Below are 21990 nucleotides of genomic sequence, written 5' to 3'. Positions count from 1 at the left end.
GCGCTGAATCAGCGCCGTTTTTTTATATTTTACTCTTACCAGATTTTAACTCTCTTAGCAGGATCAATATACATTTTATCTCCTTTTTTAATATCAAAAGCTTGGTAAAAAGCATCTACGTTCTGAATTGGCACAACTGCTCTGTACATTCCAGGAGAATGCGGATCAGTTTTAACCTGACTCTTAATTGCCTCGTCTCTAGATTTTGTTCTCCAAACCGTAGCCCAAGAAATAAAGAAACGCTGCTCTGGCGTAAAACCGTCAATTAAACCAGGATTTCCGTTTGCTTTTAAATACAATTGTAACCCGTCGTAAGCAGCATTAATTCCGCCTAAATCTCCAATGTTTTCCCCTAAAGTAAATTTACCATCTACATGAATTCCAGGCAAAGGCTCTAAAGCGCTGTATTGATCTGCCAAAGCAGTTCCAAGAGTTGTAAACTGTTTTAAGTCTTCTGGTGTCCACCAGTCAACAAGATTTCCATCAGCATTGTAACGTGCTCCAGAATCATCAAAACCATGAGAAATTTCGTGACCAATAACAGCACCAATTCCACCGTAATTAACTGCTTCATCAGCTTGGTAATTGTAGAAAGGCGGTTGTAAAATTGCCGCTGGGAATACAATTTCGTTATACGACGGATTGAAATAAGCATTAACTGTTTGAGGTGACATTCCCCACTCTGTTTTATCAACTGGTTTACCCAATTTCGCTAAACTTTCGGCATAAGACCATTTTGATATGTTTTTCATATTATCAAAATAAGTTCCGCCTTCGTTAACATTTTTAAGTTCTAGCTTAGAATAATCTTTCCATTTATCAGGATATCCAATTTTAATGGTAAGTCTCTTTAGTTTTTCAATTGCTTTTGCTTTTGTTGGTGCAGACATCCAAGGCAATGCATTGATTCTATTTTCGTAAGCTAACATTACATTAGCAATCATGCTCTTTGCTTTGTCTTTTGCCTCAGCAGGAAATAATTTTTCTACATACAATTTCCCCAAAGCTTCTCCGGTAGCACCGTTAATTACCTGCAATGCCATTTCTTCACGAGGACGTTGTTTTAACGCTCCAGTAAGGGTTTTTCCGTAGAAATCAAAATTTGCTTCTTCAATAGCAGTAGTCAACGTTGAAGCATTTCTATTCAATAAAGACCATTTCAAATATTCTTTCCATGCTTCTACTTTCTTTTCAGAAAGTGTTTTTTCTAAAGCAATCATATAACGTGGCTGCGATACATTTACTGAATCCAATTTTGTCATTCCGATTCCAGTGAAATATTTCTCCCATTGAATAGAAGGTGTATTTTTCTTTAAATCAGCAATCGCAGTTGGATTGTATTGTTTTCTGCGGTCTCTTCTTTCAACACGGTCTAATCTTGGAGCAGAAAGTTCAATTTCTAAAGCTAAAATTTGTTTTGCGCTTTCTTTTGCTTTTGCAGGAGATTCTCCAATATACTGTAACATTCTCGCAACGTGTACTTCGTATTTTTCACGTTTTTCTTTTGAATCTTTATCATCTGAATTGTAGTAATCCTTATCAGATAATCCTAAACCTCCCGGCCCTAAGTTAACGGTATTTTTGTTACTGTTTTTAGCATCAGCCCCAACATATACTCCAAAAAAACCAATACCTCCTTGTGGCTGCATTTCAATAAAGAAATTCTGAAGATCGGTAACGTTTTTAATAGCATCGATTTTCTTCAAAACAGGCTGAAGTGGTGTAATTCCGTTTTTATTACGACCAACAGTATCCATAATCGTGTTAAACAAAGCAATTGCTTTACCTTGATCTGTATTTGATTTGTATTTAGGATCTTTTGATGCTTCTTTTAGAATAGCAAGAGCATCATTATCAGTCTTCTGACGTAATTCGTTAAAACTTCCCCATGAATTTCTATCGCTTGGAATCTCTGTTTTGTCCAGCCAAGCTCCATTTACGTAACGAAAAAAATCATTTTTCGGGCTCACTTTCGTGTCCATATTAGAAAGATTGATACCCGGTTCTTTCTTTTTTGCGTCTTGTGCCTGAGCTGCAGTAATTGTAATCATTGCAGAAACAACACAAAACAGCGGCTTTCTAAACTGTTTAATCATTTTTATTTATAGTTTTTAGTATATACACAAACATATTGCAATTATTCTAAACTATGTGTTAAATACAATAAATAATTAATTTGATACTTTATAGAAACAAAAACGGCGCTGAATCAGCGCCGTTTTTTATGGTTTGATATTATCTTACCAAATTTTTACTCTTTTATCTGGACTTACAAACATTTTATCACCGCTTTTAATTCCAAAAGTAGTGTAAAAAACGTCCATGTTTTGAATTGGAACATAAGCTCTGTACATTCCCGGAGAGTGTGGGTCTGTTTTTACTTGGTTTTTTATCGCTTCGTCTCTTGATTTTGTTCTCCAAACTGTTGCCCAAGAAATAAAGAATCTTTGATCTGGTGTAAAACCGTCAATTAAACCAGGATTTCCATGTTTCTTTAAATACAACTGCAGTCCATCATAAGCTGCATTTATTCCTCCTAAATCTCCAATGTTTTCACCCAATGTAAATTTACCATCAACATGAATTCCAGGCAAAGGCTCTAAGGCGCTGTATTGATCTGCTAATTTATCGCCAAGTGCTGTAAATTGTTTTAAATCCTCAGGAGTCCACCAGTCTACAAGATTTCCTTCGGCATTATAGCGTGCTCCAGAATCATCAAAACCATGTGAAATTTCATGCCCGATTACAGCTCCGATACCGCCATAATTTACAGCTTCGTCAGCTTGATAATTGTAAAACGGCGGTTGTAAAATCGCTGCTGGGAAAACAATTTCGTTGTAAGATGGATTGTAATACGCATTTACAGTTTGAGGAGACATTCCCCATTCTGTTTTATCAACTGGTTTGTTTAATTTTTCAATTCCTTTTTTGAAATTCCATTTTGCTATATTTCGTGAATTATTAAAATAACTTCCGCCTTCTGCAATACTTTTAATTTCAAGCGCTGAGTAATCTTTCCATTTATCAGGATAACCTACTTTAATGGTGATTTTGTTTAATTTTTCAATTGCTTTTACTTTTGTTTCTGCAGACATCCAAGTTAAGTTGTTGATACGATTTTGGTATGCAGTGATTACATTTTGAATCATATCTAACGCTTTGGTTTTAGCTTCAGCTGGAAAAACTTTCTCAACGTACAATTTACCAAGTGCTTCACCAACATCGTTATTTACAATTTGCAATGCTTTTTCTTCACGCGGTAATTGTTTTATTGCTCCTCTTAAAGTTTTGCTGTAGAAATCGAAATTAGCCGTTTCAAGATTTGTTGATAATTTCGTTGCATAGGTATGAACTAAATCCCATTTCAAATACTCTTTCCATTGTCCAACTTTGTTAGCTGTAAAAACAGTTTGAAGTGCTTTCATGTATTTAGGCTCCATAACTATAACTGTATCAAGCTTTGCTAAACCTATTCCAGTAAAATAAGCTTCCCATTTTATAGCTGGTGTTAACTTTTGAAGTTCAGCAATTGTCATTGGATTATATTGTAAACGGCTGTCTCTGCTTTCAACACGATTTAATCTTGGTTTTGACAATTCAGTTTCTAAAGCTAAAATAGCCGAAGCACTTTGCTTTGATTTCTCTGGAGATTCACCAATAAACTGCATCATCTTTGCAACATGCAATAGGTATTTTGCACGTTTTTCTTTAGAATCTTTATCTTCTGAAATATAATAATCTTTATCTGGCAATCCCAATTGGTTTACTCCAAGATATACCGAATTTTTAGAACTGTTTTTTTCATCAGCACCTACATAAGTTCCAAAAAAACCAGCAGCTCCTTCTTGTTCTACTTCAGTTAGATATTTTTGAAGATCGGCAACGCTTTTTATAGCATCAATTTTTTTCAAATAGGATTGTAAAGGTGCAATTCCTTGTTTGTTTCTGCCTACTGTATCAAGAACGGTTGCAAATAAATTTATTGCTTTTCCTTGATCAGTATCTGATTTGTACTTTGGATTTTTTGATGCTTCTTTTAGAATAGACATTGCATCTTTATCTGTTCTCTTTATCAATTCATTGAAACTTCCCCAAGTTGTACGATCACTTGGAATTTCGGTGTTGCTTAACCAAGTTCCATTTACATATTGAAAAAAGTCCTGACCTGGACTAACTTTGGTATTCATGTAGGAAACATTAATACCGGGCTCTTTTGGAGCTGTGTTTTGTGCTTTAACTGCAGTCAATGAAAACATTACAGAAAAGACACAAAATAAGGGTTTTGTAAATTGTTTGTTCATTTTCGAGTGTGATTTTTGTGTTAATACAAAAATATTGTTAATATTTGGAATTTTGTGTTAAAATCAAAGCAATAATTAGCGGCAGTATTTTAGTAAGAAGTATAACCTCCGCCATTTCTGCTTTTTAAGATTTAAACCACATACAATTTCTAGAAAGTAAGTTTCAGCAGTGTGTGCATTTAATTAAAGATCTGCTTAAATCTGTAAAATCTACGTGAAACAAAAAGCACTGCACATTTTATAAGATTAAAAAAATCAAAGCTGTTAAAAAGCATTATAGTTGTGCCTTTTAAAATGCTCTTTTCGTATTTTTGCGCCAAATTGTTTTTATGAAATCGCTTCTATACAAATACCGCAAATTCTTTATTGTATTAATTGTCTTTTCGGTTGTCACTATATCTTTATTTTATTCGGCTTTAAAACCGCAAAAAACACTGCCTATTTTTAATCCTGCTGATGTTAATCCAGAATTAGTCGACAGCACTGTTCAATACAAGAGTAAATACCATACAATTGCTGATTTTTCGTTTGTAAATCAAAATGGAGACACGATTACTCAAAAAAACTACGAAGGAAAAATTTATGTTGCTGATTTTTTCTTTACAACCTGCGGTTCTATTTGTCCAAAAATGACAACGAATCTTGAGGAGGTTCAAAAAGCCGTTTTAAACAATCCAAAAGTTATGCTGCTTTCGCACACTGTTTTTCCAGAAGTGGACAGCATTCCTGTTTTGAAAGCTTACGCTGTAAAACATGGCGTTGTAGACAGTAAATGGAATTTGGTTACGGGCGACAAAAAAGAAATCTATACGATGGCGAGAAAATCGTATTTGGCGGTAAAATTAGGTCGACCTGATCAATTGTACGATATGGTTCATACCGAAAATTTTGTTTTAGTTGATCAAAAAAGACGTGTTCGCGGTTTTTATGACGGAACGAACAAAGAAGAAATTAAACGTCTGTTGGAAGACATCGATTTCTTGTGTAAGGAGTAAAATCCTCAATTTTTAGAAAGATTTAGCATTTTCAGGTGTGTTAAATGCCTTGAAATAAAGAATTATTGCCTATTTTTGCAATCTAAACTCAATCTAAATAAGCTTGCAAAATACAATCCATACCCTGAAAAAAGGCGATAAAGCCATTATCAAAGATTTTGATATCGATTTGATTCCTTTAAAATTATTAGAGATGGGTTGTTTGCCGGGCAGCTTAGTCGAATTGCTTCAAATTGCTCCTTTTGGAGATCCTTTATATTTAGATATAAATGGTTCGCACGTAGCGATACGTGTTGAAACTGCTCGTGAAATTGAAGTTGAACTTATCAAAAACAATTTGTAATGAGCATTCAAAATATCAATGTTGCCCTTATTGGGAATCCAAATACTGGAAAGACTTCTGTTTTTAATCAACTTACGGGTTTAAATCAACAAGTGGGGAATTATCCTGGAATTACGGTTGAGAAAAAAATAGGTTTCTGTAAATTACCGCATAACATCAAAGCTAACATTCTGGATTTGCCGGGAACGTACAGTTTGAATGCAAGTTCGATGGACGAAAGTGTTGTTATTGAGCTTTTATTGAACAAAAACGATAAATTGTATCCAGATGTTGCTGTAGTAGTTACTGATGTTGAAAACCTGAAACGAAATTTACTGATTTACACTCAGATAAAGGATCTTGAAATTCCGACGATTCTAGTTATTAATATGTCTGATCGTATGGAAAGCAAGGGAATTAGTTTAGACATTCCGTATTTAGAAGAAAAACTAAAAACTAAAATTGCTTTAGTAAGTTCGCGCAAAGGTTTAGGAATTGAGCAATTAAAAGAATTAATTGTTTCCTATAAAACAATTCCGCACGAACCTTGTTTAAATGCTTCTGTAATTGATCCTGAATATTTTGAAAATTTACAAAAAGCATTTCCAAATCAATTAATGTACAAATTGTGGCTGGTAATTACGCAGGATGTTAATTTCTCTAATTTAGATCGAAATGAAATCCGAAGCACTTTTACCAAATCGCATTCAGAATTAAAACGTCTGCAGCAAAAAGAAACCATTAAAAGGTATCAGTTTATAAATGATGTTTTAAAGGAAGGTTTAAAAGTCGATGCCTCGATAGCAAAAGATTTTAGAGCAAAACTAGATCGTGTTTTAACTCATAAATTTTGGGGTTATGCCATCTTTCTAGGCATTTTGTTTATCATTTTCCAGTCTATTTTCAGCTGGTCGACGATACCTATGGATTTTATTGACAGCTCTTTTGCATCTTTAAGCAGCTGGGTTGCTGACGAACTGCCAAGCGGTATTTTGACTGATTTACTTTCGCAGGGAATTATTCCGGGAATTGGCGGAGTTATTATTTTTATTCCTCAAATTGCCTTCTTGTTTTTATTTATTTCGATTCTGGAAGAGAGTGGTTATATGAGCCGTGTTGTTTTTTTAATGGATAAAATAATGCGCAAATTCGGGCTTTCAGGAAAAAGTGTTGTGCCCTTAATTTCAGGAACTGCTTGTGCCATTCCGGCAATTATGGCGACACGAAATATCGAAAACTGGAAAGAACGTTTAATTACTATTTTGGTAACGCCGTTTACAACTTGTTCTGCGAGATTACCTGTTTATGCGATCATGATTTCGTTAGTGATTCCTAATAAACGCGTTTTAGGAATTTTCAATCTGCAGGGATTGTCTTTGATGTTCTTGTATTTACTAGGATTTGTTGCGGCTATACTTTCGGCATATGTTTTAAATAAGGTTTTAAAACTAAACTCAAAATCCTATTTTGTTGTTGAAATGCCAAGTTACAAATTACCGCTTTTGAAGAATGTTGGAATTAACGTTGTCGAAAAAACGAAAGCTTTTGTTCTTGGTGCTGGTAAAATTATCTTAGCAATATCTGTTATTTTATGGTTTTTAGCTTCTTTTGGACCTGGAAAAGATTTTAATGACGCGGAAAACATTGTAAAGGAAAGATTCGCAAATACGACTTTAAATGAAGTTCAATTTGAAAATGAAGTGGCTTCTCAAAAAATAGAGAATTCTTATATCGGGATTATGGGTAAAGCTATTGAACCTGTAATTTCTCCTTTGGGTTATGATTGGAAAATTGGAATAGCGATTATCAGTTCTTTTGCCGCTCGTGAAGTGTTGGTGGGAACTTTAGCAACAATTTATAGTGTTGGAGACAGTGATAATGAATCGACAATTAAGAGCAAAATGCAAAAGGAAGTAAATCCTGAAACAGGCGAAAAGATATTCAATTTTGCCAGCGGTATTTCATTGCTACTGTTTTATGCTTTTGCGATGCAGTGTGCCAGTACATTAGCGATTACAAAAAAAGAGACAAATTCATGGAAATGGCCTGTTGCACAGCTTTTCTTAATGACTGGACTGGCTTATTTTACGGCTCTTTTAGCTTATCAATTTTTAAAATAAATCACCATGATACAAGAAATAATTGCTTTTGGAATCCTTTTTATCGCGGTCGCTTTTTTGATCAAAAAGTTTTTTTGGAAATCTAAAAAGAAAAAAGACTGTGGCGATGGTAATTGTGGATGTTCTTAGTTTTTGAGGGACTAAGGAACTGAGGTTCTAAGGTTCTGAGACTAAAAAACAAATTCGCAGAGATACTCAAAGTAAAGACACAAAGCCTCGCAGAGAATTAAAAATCTTTGCGAGGCTTTGTGTTTATTTGGTGAATATCTGCGAAACAAAAACTTACTTCACTCCTTCCCACTCTGCATAAAACTGGGCTAGAAATGTTTCCATAAAACGATGTCTTTCTGCCGCAATTTGCTTTCCTTTTTCAGTATTCATTTTATCTTTTAGGAGCAAAAGCTTTTCGTAAAAGTGGTTTATTGTTGGCGCACTATTTTTCTTGTACTCTTCTTTTGTCATATTTGTCACCGGCGCAATTTCGGGATTGTGCAAGGCTCTATTTTTGAATCCTCCGTAATTAAATGCTCTTGCAACTCCAATTGCTCCAATAGCATCTAAGCGATCAGCATCCTGAACAATATCTAATTCTATGGAAGAGAACTTTTTTTCAAAATTTCCGCCTTTATAAGAGATATTTTCAATGATATTGACAACGTGCTGTATAATTTCTTCTGAAACATTTTCTGACTCTAAAAACAACCGTGCTGTTTTGGGGCCAATTGTCTCGTCTCCGTTATGAAACTTACTATCGGCAATATCATGAAGTAAAGCTCCTAATTGAACAACAGTAAGGTCACAATTGGTATCATTTGCAATTAAAAGTGCATTCTTGTAAACACGTTCGATATGAAACCAGTCGTGCCCGCCTTCGGCATCATTTAATTTCTCTTTTACAAAAGTGATTGTTTTAGTTATAAGTTCAGAATTATTCATAAGTGGTATTAGTTTGTAATAAAAGCATTCTGATTAAACAGATTTATATTCGCTTTTATATTTAAAATAAAAAAGTTGATTGTTAAAGCTTCAAGACTTTAACAATCAACAATGTTTTCAATATCAATTGCAAAAATCAATTTTAAATCTAAAATCAGTACTCTGCAATCTAAAATCTATAATCTCGCTGGTTCAACCCATTTAAAGATATGTCCTTCAGCAGGAATTACTAATCTTTCAGAAATTCTAGCCATACGAGCTGGAAGTTTCATTAAGTAATCACGTGCTTTTTCTGCTTCATCAGTCAAATTAGAAACTTTGTCGATTTCCCATTTGTTGATTAATTTCTGCATAATATCAACATAATCATTAGCGGTGTAAACACCAATACGTTGTGCTGAATCTGAGAATTGCTCAAAAGCGGTACTTATTTTTTGACCTGATTCTCTTAAAAAGTGAGCCGGCATAACAATTTTCTGCTTCATCATGTATTGAAAAGCTAACATCATTTCGCTTGGATCAACTTGGAAAATTCTGGTAACAAATTCACTGTAAGCATGATGATGACGCATTTCGTCCCCTGCAATCATTTTACACATTTTAGACAACTTGTTATCACCAAATTTCTTAGCGATCTGCGCTACTCTATTGTGCGAAACATAAGTTGCTAATTCTTGAAAACTGGTGTATACAAAGTTTTTGTACGGATCAGTTCCTGTTCCAATATCAAAACCGTCGTTAATTAAATGCTGCGTTGTCATTTCGATTTCACGCATATTTACACGACCAGACAAATACAAGTATTTATTTAAAAGATCACCGTGACGGTTCTCTTCTCCTGTCCATTGTCTAATCCATTTAGACCAGCCATTTCCGCCATTTTCTACTTGGTTTACACCTTCTACATCCATTAACCAAGACTCATATGTTGGCAAAGCTTCTTCGGTAATTGTATCACCTACAAGCGTTACCCAGAAATCGTATGGCAGTTCTTTGGCAATTTCACGCAATTCTTTTACCTCTTCAAAAAAGTTTTCACCTTCAGAATTAGGCAAAAAATCAGACGGCTGCCAAATTTTTTCCACAGGAATTAAATACTGTTCAACGAAGCTGTCAACGTTTTTTTCCAAAAACTGCATCACTTCTAATCTAATGTTTTTTATAGACATTACTTATTTTAAATTTGGATTTAAGTTTAGCTTTTTACTAAAATTAAATCTGTTTATACTCGTTTACTCCTTCTACAACTGCCTTTTCTGTCAAAGCCATTAGTTCTACAAAATCATACTCTTTTACAGCCATTGCTTTATGCACTGTAAAGGTAAGGCGATTTCCTAAACCAACAGGAAACATTCCATAACGCACCATTTTCCATGAATTGTTAATACTTACTGGCACAACATACGCTGAAGGCGCATATTTACATAGAATTTTTAAACCGCTTTGGGCAAATTCTTTTGGTTTTCCAGTTTTGCTGCGGGTTCCTTCTGGAAAAATCACAGCAGATCTAGTGTTTTTTTCGATATATTCAGACAAGCCTTTGATTACTGGAATCGCTTGTTTAGGGTCTTTACGGTCAATTAGCACAGATCCTCCGTGACGTAAATTAAAAGATACGCTCGGGATTCCGCTTCCTAACTCCTTCTTACTTACAAATTTACAATGAAAACGTCTAAAGTACCAAATCATTGTCACGATATCGTACATACTTTGATGATTTGAAACAAAAATAAGCGGTACTCCTTTAGGAATTGTGTCTACGCCTTCAATTTTATAGGTTGTTCCAACTAGATTTGTACATTTTAAAAGGCAAAAGTTTAAGTAATCAACGCTTTTTTTATGCGCCTGATAACCAAAAAGGTTTAAACAAACCCATTGTATCGGATGAAAAACCGCTAAGCATAATCCAAAACATAAATAATAAATTACTGATATAGGATACGAAATTACCTTTTGCATGCTTCTAAAAATTAAAGGCCAAAAGTAATAAATATATTTTTAGCGGTATAAAAATTAAAAACAATAACCATTTTTATGCTTTAATTGTACCTTTGTATCAAAATTTGCAAATTTTTTCTGAATTAAATGAACTTTACTTACCCTAAAAATGAACGCTTAAAGAGCAAAACGACAATTGGTTTACTGTTTTCTGAAGGAAAATCGGTTTCAAAATACCCGCTTCGTTTGGTTTATTGTCCAGTAGGAGAAAATTCAGAAGAAAAAACAAAAATTGGAGTTTCGGTATCTAAAAAATATTTTAAAAAAGCGGTTGATCGAAATTATTTCAAAAGGGTTCTAAGGGAAACCTATCGTTTAAACAAACATTTACTTTTAGATCATCTGGATCAGCCATATTCTTTCATGTTTTTTTATCAAACAAAAGACAGATTATCTTACGAAGAAATCAATACAAAAACGATTCAATTGTTTGAAAAATTCATACTTCAAATTAAGAAAACTCAGGAATCTGAAAATAAAACGGAGTTGTAGACCTCAAAACTCATTTTGTATGTTAATTTAGACAAAAAATTATAAAAAAATTGTAGTTTTAGCTCTAAATTGAAACTTTATGCGATATATTTTCTTTTTAACATGTTGTTTTTTAGTTCTTTCTGGCTGCAATAAAGCTGATGCAAAGCATGAAGATCTTGCCGTAAGTAATATAGAAATGCCTCCGCCACCGCCCGCAGGTGCAAGTGAATCTAATAGAAAAGATCAAGATAAAAATTTAGCTTCTCCAGAAATTCCGCAGAAAATTATCAAACAAGCTTCGCTTCGATTTGAAACTAATGATTTAGAAAAAACTTTCGATCAAATCAAAACTGCTATTACGGCTAATAAAGGAAGTATTCTAAGTGATTCTGAAGGAAAAGATTATAATACTATTTATAGAAATCTAACGGTAAAAGTTCCAAGTCAGAATTTTGACCCTTTTTTGAGTTCTGTCTCAAAAGGTGTTTCGTATTTTGAACGCAAAGATATTTCGGCAGAAGATGTTACAGAACAATACATTGATCTGAATTCACGATTAAAAACGAAACAAAAACTGGAAGAGCGTTATCTGCAAATTCTGCAAAAAGCAACTAAAATTAGTGAGATTTTAGAAATTGAAAAGCAAATTTCGGCGATTCGTGAAGAAATTGAAGCGAAACAAGGTCAACTAAAATATTTGGAAAGCCGAGTTTCTGAAAGCACTGTTACTATTGAGTTTTACAAAACAATTGCAGAACAGGAAGGGGTTAAAACATCTTATGGTGCTAAAATCTGGACGGCATTTAAATCTGGATTTTTTGGCTTGTCTAGTTTTTTCATTTGGCTGTTAAGTGTTTGGCCATTTGTATTGATGGTTTGTGCGACGGTTTATTTTATTAGAAAAAGATTTAAAAGAAAAAAACAATAATCATGTATCCTTATTTCAAAAAGAAATTTATTATACCAGCTGTTGCAGCAGGGTTTTTATTTGTTGGAACCAGTTTTAAAGATGATTTCTTTGAAATTGCCAAGCAAATAGAAATTTTTACAACTCTATTTAAAGCGGTTAACACTAATTATGTAGATGAAACGAATCCGGGCGATTTGATGGATAAAGCCATTAAAAGTATGCTTGCAAGTTTAGATCCTTACACGGTTTACTTTAACGAACAGGATGTTGTTAATTTTAAAATTAATAATACTGGGGAATACACTGGAATTGGTGCTATGATTGCCCGTAAAAAAGATCGTCTTGTTGTTCGTGAGCCTTATAAAAATTATCCTGCTGATAAAGCGGGATTGAAAGCGGGTGACGAAATTATACAAATTGGTGATGTTTTAATTGCTGATTTTAAAGATGATGCTTCGCAGCTTTTAAAAGGGGCAAAAAACACCAAAATCGCTGTAAAATACCTTCGTCAGGGAAAAATGTATACTACAGAATTAGTTCTAGACGAAGTTGATATTAAATCGGTTCCTTTTTATGGCAAGATTGACAACAAAACGGGTTATATAGTGCTGTCTCACTTTAGCCGAAAAGCTTCTGCTGAAGTCAAAGAGGCGCTGGAGAAGTTAAAAGCTGACGGGGCAACACAAATTGTTCTTGATTTAAGAGGAAATCCTGGAGGTCTGTTGAATGAAGCTATTGATATTTGTAATTTGTTTGTTCCTAAAAATGAAGTTATTGTAACTACTAAATCGAGAATTGAAAAACATAATAATACTTATAAAACGACCAAAGAACCTGTTGATACTGAAATTCCTTTAGCAATTTTGGTAAACGGACGCAGTGCTTCGGCTTCTGAAATTGTTTCTGGGGCTTTGCAGGATTTAGATCGTGCGGTTATTTTAGGAAGCCGCAGTTTTGGTAAGGGTTTAGTGCAACGCTCTGTAGATCTTACTTATGGAACGCAGTTAAAGGTGACTATTTCTAGATATTACACTCCGTCTGGAAGATGTATTCAGGCTTTGGATTATGCTCATAAGGACAAAAATGGTGTAGCACAAAAAACAGATGCTAAAAACTTTAATGCTTTTAAAACGAGAAAAGGAAGAACGGTTTATGACGGCGGCGGAGTTTTACCGGATATTGAATTAGACGAGACAAAAATGAGTCCGATTACGACTGCTCTTTTAAAAAATGATGGAATTTTTGATTATGCAACGTCGTACTATTACAAGAATCCAAATTTAGGAGACAAAATTCCTGTGATTACTGATGCTGATTACGGCAGTTTTAAACAATATTTAAAATCGAACAAAATTAGTTTTGATACTGAAACTGAAATTGCTCTAAAGAATACTTTGGCTGCTGCTAAAAACGAAAAGATTGACGAAACTATTGCTCCTGAATACCAACAATTAATAGCGGCTTTGGAGAAAAGCGAAAATACTTTATTGGATAAAAATCAAAAAGAAATTAAAAATCTAATTCAGGAAGAGCTTATAAAAAGATACCAATATCAGGAAGGTTTGTATCAATTTTACATCAAAAATAATTCGGAAATAAAAAAAGCTGTTAACGTATTAAATAATCAAACCGAATATAAAACGATTCTAAAAATGTAATGAATGAAACTTTATAGAGCCCTATTTCTGTTTTTAATTTACAATGTATCGGCACAACAAAAACCTATCGAAACGGTCTATTTTGATTTCGATAAATTTGATCTTACCAGCCAGCAGATTGAAGTTGTAAAGAATTTTATTAAAACAATAGATACCTCTAAAGTTGAGTCTATACAAATTTACGGCTACTGCGATGATCGAGGCAGTGATGATTATAATTTTCGATTGTCTCATGACAGGGTAAATACAATTCAAGACTTGCTGCTTGCTTCTGGATTTAATCAAACTAAAATTGTTGTTTTAGAAGGAAAGGGCCGTGTGGTGCTTCGACCAGATACGGTCGAAAATTTGTACGAAACGAGATCTAGAAATCGGCGGGTTGATTTAATTGTTGTCAAGCGCAACAGTTTTGGCAAAGGCGTTTATTCTTCGTTTAAAGACAAATTAAAGGTTGGTGACAGGATTTATTTAGACAATATTCTCTTTGATCTTGGAAGTGCAAAACTTACTAATAATTCTAAAAAGGAGTTAGATAAAATTGCTGTTCTTTTGCAAAAGCAAAAAAACATACAGTTCGAAATTAGAGGTCACGTTTGCTGTACTCCAGAAATATATAGTGATGGAATTGACAAGGATACAAAGGAAAGACGTTTGTCTTGGAACCGTGCCAAGACTGTTTTTTATTATTTAAGCTCTAAAAAAGTTTCTAAAAACAGAATGACTTATCAAGGCTGCGGCAATAAATTTCCTTTAAAAAAGGGAGATAATTATGATCGCCGTGTTGAGTTTTTGATCACTAAAATTTAAACTTATACTTTACCAGAACAGTTTCGAAAAAAATAAAAAAGCTACACTTAATTATCGTCAAACTGATCTTATATGCGAATTTGGTTTCTTTTCCACTCTTGCGCCTTTTCAATGATTTTAATTATATATCCCTCTTTTTTTTCTGTATATCCGCTTCTATTATTTCTATTGTCCTTTTGTAATTTAACTTTCAGCTTTTCGTAATTTTTAGCATCAGTCTCATTATTATTCAAATAATCTCTAAAATTAATCTGATTATTCCATACATCACTGTTATGTTTTACAACATGAATATGATGTGTTCTTGTTTCTTCTCTTATATTTCCTTTTATAAAAATTACATCATCTTCTTTAAAAGGTCTATAAACATAATTATTCTGTTCTAATTTTTCTACAAAGACACCCAGTTCCTTCAATTCATTTATTCCAACAACAATATCTATTATTGGTTTTGCCTTTATATTTTTTATAGCTGTGCTTCCAATATGTTGAATGTCTATTGCAGTATGACCAAATATATTCTTCAATTCAATTATTGTTTCATTGGCATATTTTTCCCACAAAACACTGTGGTCAAATAATTCTACAATATCCCTTCTTAATCCTAAGTTAATTGGATTTCTCATATTTGCTTATTCTTACTATTATCTAGGCTTCTATCTTTTTATACTAAAATGTGCTCCAATCTCCAGCTATGCTACTCCTAACTGGGACTATAAAACTCTTTTTATTCTCTAATCATTTCAATATGGGGAATATCGTCTTCTAAATACATTTCGCTTGATTGTACAAAACCGTGACTTTCGTAAAATTTCTTTAAATACAATTGTGCACCGATAGTAATCTTTTCTTTATTGAAGTTTGCTTTTATGGCAGAAATTGCTTCACGCATTAAATCGTGTCCCCATTTTCTATCACGATAATTAGCATCAACTACCACTCGCCCAATCGAAGCATTATCAAAAGTGATTCCTGCATCAAATAAACGGACATAGGCAACAATTTTATTGTCGTATTCCCCAATTAGGTGCAATGCTTTCTTGTCTTTGCCGTCAAGATCTAAATAAATACAGTTTTGCTCTACTACAAAGATCTCACTTCTTAATTTGAGCAAATCATATAGCTCGTTTACATTTAGTGCCTCAAAAGGCTTTATTTTCCATTTTAATTCCATTCTTCCTTATTTTTTGCCACAAAGGCACGAAGGCGCTAAGTTAAATAATTTTTTAGCTGCGCTAAAGTTTCTTATAGAAATTACAAAGACACAAAGCTTCATTTCCTAGAATAAACCTTTGTGTCTTTATTTCTCTATATCTAAATAGAAAATTACTTTTTCTTCATTATAATTTCCATGCTTTTATATTCTTCTCCATTTTTCATGTCAAACATTTCCATTTTTCGAGTTTTAGGGTCGACAATTGTGTAGATCTCTCTGTATGGTGTTTTTATACCATTCATTGGGTTTACCATATCGCCTTTTAATTCCATGCTTTTGGTTTTTTCGTCATATTTACCAAATCCTACCATCATTCCAGTTCCCATATTATCGATAAAAGTGCTGGTGAATTCTTTGCTGGCATTATTGTACGCTAATGTGCTTTTGCCTTCAAATGGCTGTCCCATCATGGTTCCGATATAAATAGCTTCTTGATAACGTCCGCCAAGGATCATTTTTACATTGGCTGTCGAAGTGGCTTTTTCAGGTTTTCCATTTGGTTCTGACCAAAAAGTCATTTCGCAGTTCCACGTTCCAACTTCATCGGCCATTAATTTATGCTCGTTTCCTGGAGTTGCATAAGCTGCCCAAGCTTTCATTTGTGCTGCTGAGTCTAAAGGCTGTTCTGGAGCTGGTTCTTCTACAGCAACGCTGTCTTTGATTGTTTTTTCGGCATCTTCTGTTTTTGCTTCTTTTTTACAAGAGGTAAAACACAGCACCGCTAGTAGTAATGTTGTGGTTAAATTTTTCATAAGTCTTTGTTTTATTGTTTGTTATAAAACAAAAGTAAGAAATATATTAACTGTCGTGGTTTTAAGTTTAAGGTTTCAATGTTTCATGTTTTACATTGTGCAGTTTAACCACAAAGTTTACGAAAGGAATACGATTAAAAACGTTCTGATTAGAAAGCTTAAAACATTGAAATCTGAAACAAATTTTTATCGTTTATCTATTTTTACCGATTTTATGATGGCTTCTAGTTCTAACATTAAATCTCGTTCTTGATTGGATGGGGAATAACAAAATCCTTCTATAACTAAAATTCTATTATAAACTGGATCGACGATTGCGTAATTGATAAATGGCCCTGCCATGAAATCGTTTTTGAGCTCCCAGGTTCCTTTTGTTTCAAAGGCTTCTTTTTGGTCTAAAGTTGTATTAGAAAAATAAGGTGCATAAGCTTCTCCGGTAATCATACGTGTATTTGGTTCACGCCCTTTTATGTAATAACCAATTGAATCTCTCATTTTGATTATATTACCAACAACATTTCCTTTGGTTTTAAAGTTGTGAAGTGGTATTTGATAAATAAGTAAACTTGTATTGCCGCTTATAATGTCTTTTTTAAGCCAAATGAAGTTCTTTTTGTGCAGCATGTATTCATATCCGGTTGGAATTTGGAGATCGATATGAAATTTGTTTTTTATAACTGCCGGGTTTAATAGTGATTTGCTATTGTCTTCTTGAATTTTGTGGATTTCGGCATCACGAATCATTTTGATTATTTGTGCTGAATTTAATTCGATACTGCAAATAATATCATCAACTGATTTTCCGTAAATGCGAAATGTATTGTGCGGCAGGGTTTTGCTGCGGGTAATTTCGAATTTATCTACTGCAGCTTTTTTTACCACAATTATACTGCGGCTGTCTGTAACAAAACCTTCAAGCAGTCTTGCGGGGTATTGATTTATAGTAAATAGGGGTTCTTCTTGGGTTAGACCCAAAACTGGCGAGGCAAATTTGTTTCTAATGGTATCGCCAACTTCTCCGTACCACAATTGGTCGTCGATAATGATAGAAATAGTATTTGTTTTCCCTGAAACTGGTTCTGACTGCTTATCTGTCTTTAAGCAAGACAACAGTAAAAATGGGATTAACAGCAATAAAAAATGGGTTTTATTCATTTTTTCAATTTATGAAATAAAACCCAAATTTAAATAAGATTTTTTATTATCCGTTTATTTTAAGTTTCATTCCGGGTTTAATGTCTTCATCTTTAATACCATTCCATTTTTTAATATCCGAGATTGTTACTCCTGGATATTTTTTAGAAATACTGTATAAAGAATCTCCTTTTTTTACGTAATAATCCTCGCTCAAACTTTTTGCAGATGGTGCTTTTTTCTTAAAAGAATCAACAGAATTAAGTGCTATTGCAGTTGATGCCGGTTCTTCGATTTCAGAAACTGTTTTAGAAACTACTAATGTTTTTCCTAAAGCAATTGTATTTGAATTTAGATTATTCAGTTCTTTTAAGTCCGCAATAGTCGTACCGAATTTTTTGGCAATGCTTCCTAAATTATCTCCAGCTGCAACGGTGTACTCTTGAGTTTGCATCTCATTTTTATCTTTGTCGTCAGCAGAGGCAATAGCTTCTTCGTGATTTCTTTCGATAATTGCCGGAGTTCTAGGCTCTTTTATATTTTTAGAAACTGTTTCTGCTTCTGATTTGATTTTTAATGTTCTTCCAAATGCAACTGCATTGGATTTAAGATTATTCCATTTTTTTAAATCAGAAATATTAACATTATACTTATCTGCGATTGCGCCTAAGTTGTCTCCTTTTCTAACTTTATAAAACTGAATATCTTTTGATGATGCTATGGCTTCTCTAGTTACTGCTGGTTTTACTTTTGGCGCCACTTTCATTGCTAATTGTGTCGACATTGTTTTAAATCCAGATTGGTACTTAACGTAGGCATATATTTTATCTTCATTTGAAACGAAGGTGGCAATTTTATCCTTTGGTAAACGAAGGAAATGCTGTTCTCCTTGATAATAAGGCACTACATTTAATTTATAAGAAGGGTTTAGGAGCTGAATCTGCGATTGCGGCATATCGAGTAAATCGGCAATCTGTTTGAAAGACATTTGGTTTTTTATTGCAACTGTGTCTGTTTCAAAATTTTTAACAACTGCTCTTTCTGGATTAATTCCGTGCTCTTTATGGTATTCGAAAAGATACATTGTAGCGTAAAATGCTGGAACGTATCCTTGAGTTTCTTTTGGTAGGTGATTACGAATGTCCCAATAGTTTGTTTTACCGCCTGAACGACGAATTGCTTTTGTTACGTTTCCTGGTCCTGAGTTGTACGAAGCTAAAACTAGTTCCCAATCGTTAAAAACGTTAAACATTCTGGTCATGTAATCTGAAGCTGCGGCTGTAGCTTTAAGAGCATCGCTTCGTTCATCAACATAAGAATCGATTTTTAAAGCGTATTGTTTTCCGGTTCCGTACATAAACTGCCAAAGTCCGGTGGCGCCCATTTTAGAAACTGCTTTAGGGTTTAAAGCAGATTCTACAACGGCTAAATATTTAATTTCCAAAGGAATTTTTTCTTTGGCAAACGTTTCCTCAAAAATTGGAAAGTAATATTCAGATAAAGCCATTAATCGAGAAAACGATTTTTTACGATTCTTAAGAAATGACTTTATTATATTTTCTAAACCTTGATTGTATTGAATATCAAATGGTGATTTTTCATTCATTGCCTGCAGACGTTGTTTTAGAAGTTCTGTTGGCAGTTCTTCATCTACTGTAACATCTGAGTTAATGGTTTGAATATCTTTTGTTAAATCGTCATAAATATCTAAGCTTACTAACTCATTCATCCAAAGACTGTCAACACGAGTAGCCATGTCATCTTTTTTGAAAGTGCTTTTTATTGAGTCTAGATATGATAACTTAACTACTGGCTTAAGTTCTAATTCGGTTTTTGCAGTTTCCTGCGCAAACATCGACATCGAAAAAAGGACAGATACCGCTAGTGAGATTTTTTTTACAATCATATAACATCTTTTTTAAACCCTTATAATTCAAATAATTATAAGACCTCGTTTTTGCAAAAATAAATGGTTTAACGAAGAAAACTATGCAAAAAAATGTTAAATGTGATATTTTAGTCTAAAATCGCAGCGATTCCAGGTAAAGTTCTTCCTTCTAACATTTCAAGCATTGCCCCGCCACCAGTAGAAACATAGCTCATTTTGTCTTCAAAACCGAATTGTTTTACGGCTGCAACTGAATCACCGCCTCCAACTAATGAAAATGCTCCATTTTGTGTTGCTTCGGCAATATAATCACCTAAAGCAATCGTTCCTTTAGAGAATGTTTCCATTTCGAAAACGCCTAATGGACCATTCCATAAAATAGTTTTTGACTCTAAAATCACTTTTTTAAAGTTTTCTAAAGATTTAGGTCCTGCATCAAGTCCTTGCCATCCGTCAGGAATTGCTGTTACATCTACAATTTGTGTATTTGCTGTATTTGAAAAATCATCAGCGGCAACTACATCAACTGGAATGTGAACTTGTACATTTTTCTCTTTTGCTAATCTTAAAATTTCAAGTGCTAAATCTAGTTTGTCATCTTCGCAGATTGACTCACCAATTTTTCCACCTTGTGCTTTAACGAAAGTAAAAGTCATTCCACCACCAATAATCATGTGATCTACTTTGTCAAGAATATTTTCGATAACGGTAATTTTAGAAGAAACTTTTGAACCTCCTAAAACTGCTGTTACTGGTTTTTCGCTGTTTTTAAGTACTTTGTTTAAGCTTTCAATTTCTTTTGCTAATAATGTTCCAAAACATTTTTCGTTTGGAAAAAATTGTGCAATAATTGTTGTTGAAGCGTGCGCTCTGTGTGCTGTACCAAATGCATCATTTACATAAATATCTCCAAGCGATGCTAATTCTTTTGCAAAAGCAACATCACCAGCTTCTTCTTCAGCATGAAAACGTAAATTTTCAAGTAATAAAACTTCTCCTGGTTTTAAATTTTTAGCTGCTGTTTGTGCTGGTTCTCCAATACAGTTTTCAGCAAACTTAACCTCAACTCCTAAAATTTGAGAAGCTGTTTTTAAAATATGTTTTAACGAATATTTTTCTTCTGCTCCTTTTGGTCTTCCTAAGTGCGACATTAAGATTACGCTTCCGCCTTGTGCTAAAATAGCATCAATTGTTGGTTTTGCTGCATCAATACGTGTTGTATCTGTTACATTAAAATTCTCATCTAACGGCACATTAAAATCAACACGGATAATTGCCTTTTTATTTTTAAAATCGAAATCGTTTAAAGTTTTCATTTTATAATTTTTTAGTTTTTTTGAAAGAAAAACAAATATAGAACTTTTACAGTTGTATTAAATTCGAAAAAAACAAAAATAACTAGTGATTAACAACGAAAACGATGTAAATTATGAAATAAAACAAAAAATGTTTTAAATACTAAAATTTTTACGGTGGTTCTTATTAATCGTGCACTGGACTTTGTGTACAAGGACAGTTACTGATTGATGAGAAGAAATCAAAACCAATTGTAATCGAATGCGTACCGGTATTGTAACTTCCTAAATCATTGAACATTACTTGATACGAGTATCCAAAATAGAATTTTGATTTCATGAAACCAACCATTGGTCCTACTGACAATGGTTTTGGAAATTGATCGTTTAAGAAACGATATGAAACTCCAATCCAATAATAATCTTCGTAACGGTTATAACGTCTGTACTTAAAGTTGAAATCGGTTGTTGAACGCTTATCGCTGGCAAAATACTGATAGTAAATTGATGGTTCGTATTCTATACGTCTATTTTCGCCGTCGTTAAAGACAAAGCCTGTATACACTTGATAATTTGAAAGCAAACTAGGCTCTACACCACGATATTTATCTGTGTTCTTTTTTAAGACGTTATTGGCATTAAAACTTACATAAAATCCTTTGTTACGATATAGCGCACTAACATCGAAGTTGCTATTTGTTGTATAACGGTTATCTGTAACGGCTGGATCCAAAATTGGACGTTCTATTGTATTGTTAAATTCATCAATATCAATTCTAAATGTATTGAAGTTGTATGAAAGTCCAAAAGATAAATATTGTTTGGAATAATAATCAAGAATCAAATGGTGAGCAAATGAAACTTTTGCTCCTGTTTGTCTGGTATATCCATTTTTATCATTGTAAACATTTAAACCAACTCCTGAACGGTCTAGAATTCTAAAATCGGCATACAGCGATTGATTATCTGGTGCATCTTTAATCCCAACCCATTGTGTAAGGCCGTTGGCACGAATTCTAAGATTATCACCAATTCCTGCAAATGCTGGTGAAATTACAAAAGGGTTATCTGCCAAATACTGGGTAAATACTGGTAGGTTTAACTCTTGGCTGTAACTTGTTGTTACAGCCATGAGTACTAAGGATAAAATAAACTTTTTCATTGTAATAATTTTTTTAGACAAC

20 protein-coding genes are annotated in these 21990 nt (G+C 33.5%); 8 read left to right on the top strand and 12 right to left on the bottom strand.

All coding sequences use genetic code 11. The features are described from left to right. Window positions 1-35: 35 nt before the first annotated feature. Both ACHRV0_RS03295 and ACHRV0_RS03290 read right to left on the bottom strand, forming a co-directional pair. Window positions 36-2096 carry a M13 family metallopeptidase gene (locus ACHRV0_RS03295; protein ID WP_129022698.1) on the bottom strand — a complete coding sequence of 687 codons (2061 nt, stop codon included), beginning with the start codon at window positions 2094-2096 and terminating at the stop codon, window positions 36-38. A gap of 144 nt (window positions 2097-2240) precedes the next feature. Beyond that, a complete protein-coding gene (locus tag ACHRV0_RS03290; protein WP_395439891.1) occupies window positions 2241-4301 on the bottom strand; it encodes a M13 family metallopeptidase in 2061 nt (686 codons plus the stop codon). Between the two features lie 329 nt (window positions 4302-4630). Between ACHRV0_RS03290 and ACHRV0_RS03285 the strand changes: the two genes are divergently transcribed. From ACHRV0_RS03285 to ACHRV0_RS03270, 4 genes are all read left to right on the top strand, one after another. Beyond that, on the top strand, window positions 4631-5296 hold the full coding sequence (locus ACHRV0_RS03285; RefSeq protein WP_089053477.1) for an SCO family protein: 666 nt from the start codon (window positions 4631-4633) through the stop codon (window positions 5294-5296). A 103-nt stretch (window positions 5297-5399) separates the two neighbouring features. Next, complete coding sequence (locus ACHRV0_RS03280; protein WP_071635705.1) at window positions 5400-5639, top strand: FeoA family protein; 240 nt, start codon at window positions 5400-5402, stop codon at window positions 5637-5639. Next, window positions 5639-7738 carry a ferrous iron transport protein B gene (gene feoB, locus ACHRV0_RS03275; protein ID WP_395439890.1) on the top strand — a complete coding sequence of 700 codons (2100 nt, stop codon included), beginning with the start codon at window positions 5639-5641 and terminating at the stop codon, window positions 7736-7738. Before ACHRV0_RS03280 ends, feoB begins: the two co-directional genes overlap by 1 nt. A 6-nt stretch (window positions 7739-7744) precedes the next feature. Then, window positions 7745-7867: a FeoB-associated Cys-rich membrane protein gene (locus ACHRV0_RS03270; protein WP_089053480.1), complete on the top strand. Its 123-nt coding sequence runs from the start codon at window positions 7745-7747 to the stop codon at window positions 7865-7867. 153 nt (window positions 7868-8020) lie between these two features. Here the strand turns inward: ACHRV0_RS03270 and ACHRV0_RS03265 are convergent, their stop codons facing one another. The 3 genes from ACHRV0_RS03265 to ACHRV0_RS03255 all read right to left on the bottom strand — a co-directional run bounded on the left by ACHRV0_RS03265 (window position 8021) and on the right by ACHRV0_RS03255 (window position 10633). Then, complete coding sequence (locus ACHRV0_RS03265; RefSeq protein ID WP_129022700.1) at window positions 8021-8674, bottom strand: HD domain-containing protein; 654 nt, start codon at window positions 8672-8674, stop codon at window positions 8021-8023. 176 nt (window positions 8675-8850) lie between these two features. Continuing rightward, window positions 8851-9843, bottom strand: a complete 993-nt coding sequence (locus tag ACHRV0_RS03260) for an acyl-ACP desaturase (RefSeq protein WP_395439889.1) — start codon at window positions 9841-9843, stop codon at window positions 8851-8853. 43 nt (window positions 9844-9886) lie between these two features. Further along, on the bottom strand, window positions 9887-10633 hold the full coding sequence (locus ACHRV0_RS03255; RefSeq protein WP_395439888.1) for a lysophospholipid acyltransferase family protein: 747 nt from the start codon (window positions 10631-10633) through the stop codon (window positions 9887-9889). Between the two features lie 126 nt (window positions 10634-10759). Between ACHRV0_RS03255 and rnpA the strand changes: the two genes are divergently transcribed. The 4 genes from rnpA to ACHRV0_RS03235 all read left to right on the top strand — a co-directional run bounded on the left by rnpA (window position 10760) and on the right by ACHRV0_RS03235 (window position 14521). Further along, the gene (rnpA, locus tag ACHRV0_RS03250) at window positions 10760-11164 is read left to right on the top strand and encodes a ribonuclease P protein component (protein ID WP_129022703.1); all 405 of its coding nucleotides are present in this window, start codon (window positions 10760-10762) and stop codon (window positions 11162-11164) included. Window positions 11165-11243: 79 nt separating this feature from the next. Further along, window positions 11244-12074 carry a DUF4349 domain-containing protein gene (locus ACHRV0_RS03245; RefSeq protein WP_395439887.1) on the top strand — a complete coding sequence of 277 codons (831 nt, stop codon included), beginning with the start codon at window positions 11244-11246 and terminating at the stop codon, window positions 12072-12074. 2 nt (window positions 12075-12076) lie between these two features. Next, window positions 12077-13714 carry a S41 family peptidase gene (locus ACHRV0_RS03240; protein ID WP_395439886.1) on the top strand — a complete coding sequence of 546 codons (1638 nt, stop codon included), beginning with the start codon at window positions 12077-12079 and terminating at the stop codon, window positions 13712-13714. 3 nt (window positions 13715-13717) lie between these two features. Next, complete coding sequence (locus ACHRV0_RS03235; protein WP_395439885.1) at window positions 13718-14521, top strand: OmpA family protein; 804 nt, start codon at window positions 13718-13720, stop codon at window positions 14519-14521. 68 nt (window positions 14522-14589) lie between these two features. On the opposite strand, the gene ACHRV0_RS03230 is transcribed toward ACHRV0_RS03235, so the two are convergent. The 7 genes from ACHRV0_RS03230 to ACHRV0_RS03200 all read right to left on the bottom strand — a co-directional run bounded on the left by ACHRV0_RS03230 (window position 14590) and on the right by ACHRV0_RS03200 (window position 21968). Further along, a complete protein-coding gene (locus ACHRV0_RS03230; RefSeq protein WP_395439884.1) occupies window positions 14590-15147 on the bottom strand; it encodes a GrpB family protein in 558 nt (185 codons plus the stop codon). Window positions 15148-15248: 101 nt separating this feature from the next. Beyond that, window positions 15249-15695, bottom strand: coding sequence for a GNAT family N-acetyltransferase (locus tag ACHRV0_RS03225; protein ID WP_395439883.1), 447 nt, complete (start codon window positions 15693-15695; stop codon window positions 15249-15251). Window positions 15696-15847: 152 nt separating this feature from the next. Next, window positions 15848-16489: a DUF1579 domain-containing protein gene (locus ACHRV0_RS03220; RefSeq protein ID WP_395439882.1), complete on the bottom strand. Its 642-nt coding sequence runs from the start codon at window positions 16487-16489 to the stop codon at window positions 15848-15850. Between the two features lie 186 nt (window positions 16490-16675). Beyond that, window positions 16676-17644, bottom strand: a complete 969-nt coding sequence (locus ACHRV0_RS03215; RefSeq protein ID WP_395439881.1) for a DUF4837 family protein — start codon at window positions 17642-17644, stop codon at window positions 16676-16678. 46 nt (window positions 17645-17690) lie between these two features. Next, a complete protein-coding gene (locus tag ACHRV0_RS03210; protein WP_395439880.1) occupies window positions 17691-19529 on the bottom strand; it encodes a LysM peptidoglycan-binding domain-containing protein in 1839 nt (612 codons plus the stop codon). A gap of 110 nt (window positions 19530-19639) precedes the next feature. Beyond that, a complete protein-coding gene (locus ACHRV0_RS03205; protein ID WP_395410340.1) occupies window positions 19640-20827 on the bottom strand; it encodes a phosphoglycerate kinase in 1188 nt (395 codons plus the stop codon). A gap of 166 nt (window positions 20828-20993) precedes the next feature. After that, a complete protein-coding gene (locus tag ACHRV0_RS03200; protein ID WP_370431302.1) occupies window positions 20994-21968 on the bottom strand; it encodes a type IX secretion system membrane protein PorP/SprF in 975 nt (324 codons plus the stop codon). Window positions 21969-21990: the final 22 nt, after the last annotated feature.

The sequence above is a fragment of the Flavobacterium sp. FlaQc-30 genome, assembly GCF_044005885.1.
GTDB lineage: Bacteria > Bacteroidota > Bacteroidia > Flavobacteriales > Flavobacteriaceae > Flavobacterium.
Note: the sequence above shows the minus strand (reverse complement) of the source record. Positions and strands in the feature narration are given on the sequence as shown.